We start from the raw sequence: 7,934 nt of genomic DNA on the forward strand, positions 1-7,934 counted from the left end.
AGCTGATCGGCCGCAAGCTGCGCACCGCGACGGCTGCCGACCGCGACCGTCACGGCGTGAACAAGGCCGGCAAGGTGGTCGCGATCACCTGCCGCCATAGCGCCGACAACGTGCCCTTCGCGGTCGAGGACCGGCTGATCGACCTGTCGTCCGTGCCGGATGCCGCGACCGCGGACTTCTCGCGCGAGCCGCCTGGTTCCTGGCTGCTTCACCATGTCCCATGGACAGAGGCCGAGCACACGATCAGCGCCATCGTTGCGGACGACCGGACAGCGGACGCGCTCGCGATTGCCGTCGGCGCGCCCTGTCTCGTGATCGATCGCTATACCTGGCGCAGCGCACGCACCATCACCGCCGTGCGCCTGCTCTATCCCGGTGACTCTCACCGCCTTGTCGCGCGATTCAAGGGGGGCTGAGAGAATGTGTCGGCACAAATCGTGCAACGCTTCGCGGAACCGCCCATATGGGCCGGCAGGATCAACAGGACGTCAAACCATCGATCGGCAGAGGACGATTATCATGCGTAGTTCGACAGTATTTGCGACAATCATTGCTCTCGCGGCCTCCACTCCGGCGCTCGCCCAGGACGTCAAGGTCGGCATCGGCATTTCCGGATGGACCGGCTTCGCGCCGCTGACGCTGGCGAAGGAGGCCGGCATCTTCAAGAAGAACGGCCTCGACGTCACCATCAAGAAGATTCCGCAAAAGGACCGCCACCTCGCCATCGCATCCGGCGACATCCAGTGCGCGGCGACCACGGTCGAGACCTGGATCTCCTGGAATGCCAACGGCGTTGCGACCAAGCAGATCTTCCAGCTCGACAAGAGCTATGGTGCCGACGGCATGGCCGTGCGCAACGATGTCGCCGCGATCAAGGACCTCAAGGGCAAGACGGTTGCGGCCTCCGCCCCCGGCACGTCGCCGTATTTCGCGCTGGCCTGGATGCTGAAGAAGAACGGCCTGACCACGAAGGACGTGACCGTGGTGAACCTCGAGCCGGCAGCCGCGGCGCAGGCCTTCGTCTCCGGCCAGAACGATGCGGCGATGACCTATGAGCCATACCTGTCGACCGTGCGTGCGGCGCCCGACAAGGGCAAGATCATCGCGACCACGCTGGACTATCCGATGGTGATGGATACGTTCGGCTGCACGCCGAAGTTCCTGACGGAGAACCCGAAGGCGGCCAAGGCGCTCGCCGACAGCTATTTCGAGGCGATCGATATGATTGCCAAGGACCAGGCCAAGTCTTACGAGATCATGGGCGCCGATGTGAAGCAGACCGCCGAGCAGTTCGGCAACTCGGCGAAATATCTGCGCTGGCAGGACAAGGCGGCGAACCAGAAGTTCTTCGCTGGCGACTTCCTGACCTTCAACAAGGAGGCCGCCGAGCTCCTGCTCGAGATCGGCATCATCAAGGCCGTGCCCAAGGTCGAGGACCTCTACGACGCGAGCTTCATCAAGTAACTTTCTTCGAGCTGCCGGTTCCGCCAGAGGCGGAGCCGGCGCGTCATTCGGATTCACAATTTGATGCGTCCTCTGGACCCTGTTACGTCGAAGCAGCGCGCGGCTTACGGCCTTGCGTTCTTCGTGCTGTTCGTCGCCCTCTGGTCGTGGGCGACATTCGGCGGCCATGTGTCGAAAACCTTCCTCGCCAATCCCCTGACCATGCTGCAGGAAGGCATCGAGCTGCTCACCAAGCACGGCTTCCTGTTCGACATCGGCATGACGATCTGGCGCGTCGTCGGCGGCTTTGCGCTCGCAGCTGTTATCGCGGTGCCGCTCGGCGTGCTGATGGGCGCCTACAAGCCGGTCGAGGCGTTCCTCGAACCGTTCGTGTCGTTCGCGCGCTATCTGCCTGCCTCAGCCTTCATTCCGCTGCTGATCCTGTGGGCCGGCATCGGCGAACTGCAGAAGCTGCTCGTCATCTTCATCGGCTCGGTGTTCCAGGTCATCCTGATGGTGGCCGTCACCGTGGGCGCCACGCGGCGCGATCTGGTGGAGGCCGCCTACACGCTCGGAGCGAGCGACCGCGGCATCATCCGCCGCGTGCTGCTGCCCTCCTCCGCGCCTGAGATCGCCGAGATCCTGCGGCTGGTGCTGGGCTGGGCCTGGACCTACGTCATCGTCGCCGAGCTGATCGGCTCGTCCTCGGGCATTGGTCACATGATCACCGACAGTCAGGCGCTGCTCAACACCGGGCAGATCATCTTCGGCATCATCGTGATCGGCCTGATCGGCCTGATCTCGGACTTCCTGTTCAAGGCGTTCAACGCCTGGCTGTTTCCGTGGAAGCTCGCATGACGACGCTCAAGGTCGAACAGGTTTCGCGCACCTTCCCGGCACGCCACGGCAATGCGCCGACCCGGGCGCTGGAGCCGACAGATCTCGTCATCGGCAACAACGACTTCGTCACCATTCTCGGCCCCTCCGGATGCGGCAAGTCCACGCTGCTGCGCATCGTCGCCGGCCTCGACCGCCCGACCAGCGGCCGCGTCACGCTCGACGGGCGCGAGGTGACCGGCCCGGGGGCGGATCGCGGCATGGTGTTCCAGTCCTACACGCTGTTCCCCTGGCTGACCGTGCGCGAGAACATCGCGTTCGGCCTGCGCGAGCGCGGCGTGCCCGAAGCGGAGCGACACAAGATCGCGGATGCCTTCATCCGCCAGGTCGGATTGTCCGGCTTCGAGAACCATTGGCCCAAGCAGCTTTCCGGCGGCATGCAGCAGCGCACGGCGATTGCCCGCGCGCTCGCCAACGATCCCAAGATCCTCTTGCTCGACGAGCCGTTCGGCGCGCTTGACAACCAGACACGCGCCCTGATGCAGGAGATGCTGCTCGGGATCTGGGAACGCGACCAGAAGACGGTGCTGTTCGTGACCCACGACATCGAGGAAGCGATTTTCCTCGGCAGCCGCGTCATCGTGATGAGCGCACGTCCTGGCCGCATCAAGGCGGAGATCCATGTGGACCTGCCGCATCCACGCTCCTACAAGATCAAGACCACGCCGGAATTCGTCCAGCTCAAGGAACGGCTGGTCGAGGAGATCCGCACCGAGGCGCTCAAGGTTGCCGAACATGCCTGACACCCAGCCCCGCGCCGACGGACAGCGCGTGCTCGCCGATCTCCATGCGCTGCGCGCCTTTGGCGCCTACAAGACCGGCGTGCACAAGCCGACCTTCTCGGAGCCGCACAAGCTCTCCCTCGAATGGCTCGTGCAGAAACTGCCCGAGGCCGACCTCGCCGGGACGATCGACGGCATCGGCAACGTTTTCGGAACCAGCGCCAAGCCCGGGCCGAAGCTGCTGGCGGGCTCGCACCTGGAGAGCCAGAACTATGCCGGCTGGCTCGATGGCCCCCTCGGCGTCGTCTACGCGCTCGAAGCGGCGCGTGTTCTCAACCCGGATCCCGCCGTGAAGGGCGCCGTCGAGGTTGCCTGCTGGTGCGACGAGGAGGGCCATTTCGGCCATTTCCTCGGCTCGCGCTCCTATGTCGGCCAGGTGACCGAAGCCGACATCGACGCCGCGCGCGACCGCACCAGCGGCCGCACCATGCGCGATGCGCTTGCCGAGATGGGGCTCTCCGGGCGTCCGCGCATCGCCGCGGAGCCCGGACGGCACGTCGGCTATCTGGAGGCGCATATCGAGCAGGGCGACACGCTCGAAAGCGGCCGTCTTGCGATCGGCGTCGTGACGTCCATCGTCGGCATCTGGCAATACCAGATCAACTTCGCCGGCGAGCAGAACCACGCCGGCACGACCCGCATGGCCGTGCGCAAGGATGCGGGCCTGGCGCTGGCAAAGTTCTGCGTCGCCATCGACCAGCGATTCCCGGCCGCCTGCGGCCCGCGCACCGTCTGGACCACCGGGCGCATCGCGCTCGATCCGGGCGCGCCGAGCATCATCCCGGGTGGCGCAGAGATGCTGTTCCAGATCCGCGACGACGATCCGGCCGTGATTGCGAGGCTGGAGCAATTGCTTCGGACCATGGCGGACGAGGCCAGCGCGAGCGGTCCCTGCACCGTCACCGTCGAAAAGCTTCGCACCGGCGCGCCCGCGATGATGAATTCCGCCTTTCAGGACGCAATCGAAGCCGCGAGCAAGGCCGTCGCCGGCGGTCGCTCCATCCGCATGCCCAGCGGCGCCGGGCACGATGCGCAGATGCTCGCGACAATCATGCCCGCGGCCATGCTGTTCGTGCCGTCGATCGGCGGCATCAGCCATCATTGGACCGAAAACACCTCCGACGCCGACATCGTCACCGGCGCGGAGGTGTTCGTCGACGCCTGCCGCCGGATCCTAGGCGGCTAGAACGACGTGCCGCCGCCGAATCTGAACTCCTGCACGGTGTCGTACTTGCCCTTGGTGATCGGCACCGCATAGTCGAAGCGCAACGGGCCAAACGGCGAGGCCCAGACCAGGCCGACGCCGACCGACGATCGCACCACATTGCCGTCGTCATATTGCAGTCCGCAGGTCGGGCAAGCCTTGGTGTTGACCTCACCGGTGGCCGACCACGAGGTCGGACCCTGGTAGCCCCAGAGCGATCCGGCATCAGCGTACACGGCGCCCTTCAGGCCGACTTCCTTGGGCAGGAACCAGAACGGCATCTGCAACTCCATCGAGGCGCCCCAATACTTGGTGCCGCCAAGCGAATCGCCGCTGGAGCCCAGGCTCCAATAGGTGACGTCGCGCGGGCCAATGCCGTTCGACGCGAAGCCGCGCACGAGATTCGGCCCCATCTGGAAATGATCAAGCATGCGCAGCTCCTGGCTACCAAGCTTGCTGAGGACACCGCCCTGGAGATGGATCACGCTGACGATATCGAGCACGAGCGGCGTGTAGTACTTGGTGTCCAGCGCCGTCTTCAGGTAGGTGACGTCGCCGCCGACGCCGGCAAAGTCCTGCTTGAAGTCGACCAGCAACCCCTCTGTCGGGTTCTTGGTGTTGTCGAGCGTGTTGTAGTTCAGCGAGTAGCCGAGCGCCGACGTCCAGCTCGCGCCGTCGGCAAGTTCTTTCCGGACCGGCAGGCTCGACTCGCCGTCGCCGTAGCAGCCGTATCCGTAGACGCCCGAATCCGTCGAATTGGTCGGATCCACCCCGCCCAGGACGTTTCGAACGTAGGCAGGGGTCGGATTGAAGGCCGGCGAGGTGTTGGACGCGTTGTTGTTGCAGTTGTTGTAGGCGCTCGCAAGGGTGATGCTCTGCTGATAGAGCGAGTAGCGGAGCTGCAGAGACAGGTCCTCACGCAGGGACAGCCCGATCCGGGGAGAAAAGCCGAGCGTGGTCACATCGTAGCTCGTATAACTGTTCGACCTCTGCTCCTTCCAATACGTGTCGATACCGAGGGCCAGCCGATAGTCGAGCAGATAGGGCTCGACGAAGGACAACGATACGCCACGCGAATACTGGCCATAGATGACCGAGACCTTGCCGTAGAGTCCGCGACCGAGCAGGTTGCGCTCGGAAACGGAGACCTCGGCCAGCGCGCCGTCGGTGGTGGAGTAACCGCCCGAGATCGAGAAATCGCCGGTCGATTTTTCTTCCATGTCGACGATCAGGATCACACGATCGCTGGAGGAGCCGGGCTCAGTGACGATCTTCACGCTCTTGAAATAGTCGAGGTTCTTCAGCCGCCGTTCGGCGCGATCGACCAGCGCGCGGTTGTACGCGTCGCCCTCCGAAATATCGAACTCCCGGCGGATCACGTAGTCGCGCGTGCGGGTGTTACCGCGGAAGTTGATGCGTTCGATGTAGGTACGCGGGCCTTCGTCGACGTTGAAAACGACCGACACGGTTCGCGCCTCGAAATTGCGATCGCCGGCAGGACGGACGACTGCGAAGGCGTAGCCGCGGCGCGAGGCTTCGATCTGCATCTCCTCGGTCGACTTCTCGATCGATTCGACGTTGTAGAGCGAGCCGACCTTGACGCGCGAATAGCTGCGAAGCGAATCTGCGCCGAAATTGGCAATGCTGGAACGGAAGTCGACCGACCCGACCCGGTCTTGCTGCCCTTCCTCGATCTTGAAGGTGACGAGGAAGCCCTTCTTCTCCGGATCGTATTCGGTGAGCGCCGCGACGACCTGGACGTCGGCAAACCCGTTCTTGAGATAGTAGCGGCGAATCAGGTCCCGATCGGCCTCGACGCGGTCGGGGTCGTAGATGTCGTTACTGCCGAGGAAGCTGAGCAGATTGCTCTCGCGGGTCTTGATGACGTCGCGCAGGCGCGAGGCCGAGAAGGCACTGTTGCCGACGAACTCGACGGACTTGACCGGAGTCTTGCCTCCCTCCTCGATCGTGAAGACGAGGTCGACACGGTTGTTCGGCTGCTCAATGAGCTCGGGCGTGACGCGCACGTCGTAGCGGCCCGAACGCCGATAGATCTCGGCGATGCGCAGCGTGTCGGATTGCACCAGCGCCCGCGAGAAGGCCCCGCGCGGCCTGGACTGTATCTCGGCCGAGAGCTGCTCGTCCTTGATCTTCTTGTTGCCCTCGAAGGCGACGCGGCCGATCACAGCGTTTTCCACCACCGATACCACGAGGCGGCCGCCGGCCTGACTGATCTTCACGTCCTGGAACAGTCCTGTCCCGATCAACGCCTTGAGTCCGTCATCGATCGCGGGTTGATCGAGGCGGCCACCGGCGGTCGGCCGGAAATAGGAGCGGATCGTTTCGGCCTCGACGCGGCGGTTACCTTCGACCACGATCATCTCAACGCCTTGCGCCGCAGCCGGCTGCGGCAACAGCACGACGGGAATAGAGCTCGCAATCGTTACACCACTCATCGCCACCGCAATCAGCCAGGCCCGCAACACCGACATTCCACACCTCAAGAGCACCTCCTGCTCTGAAACGAGACCGCTGTGGCCGCGATGTGGCCCGGAGATTGCTGTACTGTTTCCGGTCGTTGAAATTGATTGGCGGATCAGCCGCATGAGCGCCGCGGTCATGACGACCGCGCGCGCCCTTCGGGGACGAGCGATGGAGATTGCGGGTGCCGCGGATGCGGCCTATCCGCGCGAGCGCGCAGTAACATCGGGCAACGCCCCGGTTCTTTACAGTCTGCCGGGCCGGTGCGAGAGGCGACGACATCATGAACTTGCATGGGGTTGCTTCCCGATGAACGCGCTCGTCACGACCAGAACGGTACTGGCAGTCCTCCTCTGCTCGACCCTCACCGCCCACGCCGCAACCACCGGCAAGCGCACTCAACAGCAAGCGGCGCAGAATGCCGTCTATGAGTACGGTCCGGGCGGCCCGAACCGGTCCTACCAGTCGGGCCCACGCACGCGCATCTATGTGAGCAGGCGGTCCTGGCTGGACGGCGGGACTGAAGTGCTCCCCGGGGAGCGCAAGTTCACCGACTACGCCTTTCCGCCTGGCGCATCCTTCGCGCGCAGCAACAACAACCGGCCGCTCGATCGTCAGCCGCTGAGCCCGGATTCGGATCTGGGCGGATTTGCACAGAGGATCCCGATCTCGCGGTGATCCGGCTGTCTCTTGTCCCGGACAGGCCGCAACGTCCACGCACTGCGTCCGGGGCACGAGAGCGGAGTTGTGGCGCTCGCGCTGTCGACACTCCTCATTGCGATGCTCCAGTGCACATCTCAGCGGCGGTGCCGTAGGGTGGGCAAAGGCGCGTAGCGCCGTGCCCACCAACTGTTCGATAAGGGCACAGGGGCGTGGGCACGCTGCGGTTTGCCCACCCTACGAGATCGAGATTGGGGCACGCAGTCCAGCTCGCAGATACGCCTTCGCAGCCTCGCGGCGCAATTCGTCCGAGCTTTGCTTCATCGTCGCCCCTTGAACCAAGAGGGCGCAGGGAAGGCCGGGTGCCGACAACGCACCCGCGGTCCGCTGCGCAATAGGCACACGCAGAAGAACCGCACAGCAGCATACAGGTGGTGCCGATCACTCGACCTTCCCTGCGCGATGGT

General features: G+C 64.4%; 7 protein-coding genes. 6 read left to right on the forward strand and 1 reads right to left on the reverse strand.

The genetic code is table 11. The annotated features are described in order from the left end of the window. The 5 genes from JHD07_RS24265 to JHD07_RS24285 form a co-directional block, all read left to right on the forward strand. A partial coding sequence (locus JHD07_RS24265; protein WP_291626647.1) for a UTRA domain-containing protein occupies positions 1-416 on the forward strand: 416 nt, incomplete at its 5' end. 103 nt (positions 417-519) lie between these two features. After that, positions 520-1,464, forward strand: a complete 945-nt coding sequence (locus JHD07_RS24270; RefSeq protein WP_291626649.1) for an ABC transporter substrate-binding protein — start codon at positions 520-522, stop codon at positions 1,462-1,464. Positions 1,465-1,527: 63 nt separating this feature from the next. After that, positions 1,528-2,301 carry an ABC transporter permease gene (locus JHD07_RS24275; protein ID WP_291626651.1) on the forward strand — a complete coding sequence of 258 codons (774 nt, stop codon included), beginning with the start codon at positions 1,528-1,530 and terminating at the stop codon, positions 2,299-2,301. Further along, positions 2,298-3,083 carry an ABC transporter ATP-binding protein gene (locus tag JHD07_RS24280; protein ID WP_291626653.1) on the forward strand — a complete coding sequence of 262 codons (786 nt, stop codon included), beginning with the start codon at positions 2,298-2,300 and terminating at the stop codon, positions 3,081-3,083. Before JHD07_RS24275 ends, JHD07_RS24280 begins: the two co-directional genes overlap by 4 nt. Beyond that, positions 3,076-4,308 (forward strand): Zn-dependent hydrolase, encoded by a 1,233-nt coding sequence (locus tag JHD07_RS24285; protein ID WP_291626655.1) that lies wholly within the window; start codon positions 3,076-3,078, stop codon positions 4,306-4,308. The genes JHD07_RS24280 and JHD07_RS24285 overlap by 8 nt, the downstream gene beginning before the upstream one ends. Here JHD07_RS24285 and bamA read toward each other — a convergent pair. Continuing rightward, on the reverse strand, positions 4,305-6,818 hold the full coding sequence (gene bamA / locus JHD07_RS24290; RefSeq protein ID WP_291626657.1) for an outer membrane protein assembly factor BamA: 2,514 nt from the start codon (positions 6,816-6,818) through the stop codon (positions 4,305-4,307). The two genes, JHD07_RS24285 and bamA, sit on opposite strands and share 4 nt — an antisense overlap. Positions 6,819-7,116: 298 nt before the next feature. Between bamA and JHD07_RS24295 the strand changes: the two genes are divergently transcribed. Continuing rightward, positions 7,117-7,485, forward strand: coding sequence for a hypothetical protein (locus JHD07_RS24295; protein ID WP_291626659.1), 369 nt, complete (start codon positions 7,117-7,119; stop codon positions 7,483-7,485). Positions 7,486-7,934 lie beyond the last annotated feature (449 nt).

Origin of the sequence: Bradyrhizobium sp., from assembly GCF_016462955.1 — a bacterium.
Classification (GTDB): domain Bacteria; phylum Pseudomonadota; class Alphaproteobacteria; order Rhizobiales; family Xanthobacteraceae; genus Bradyrhizobium.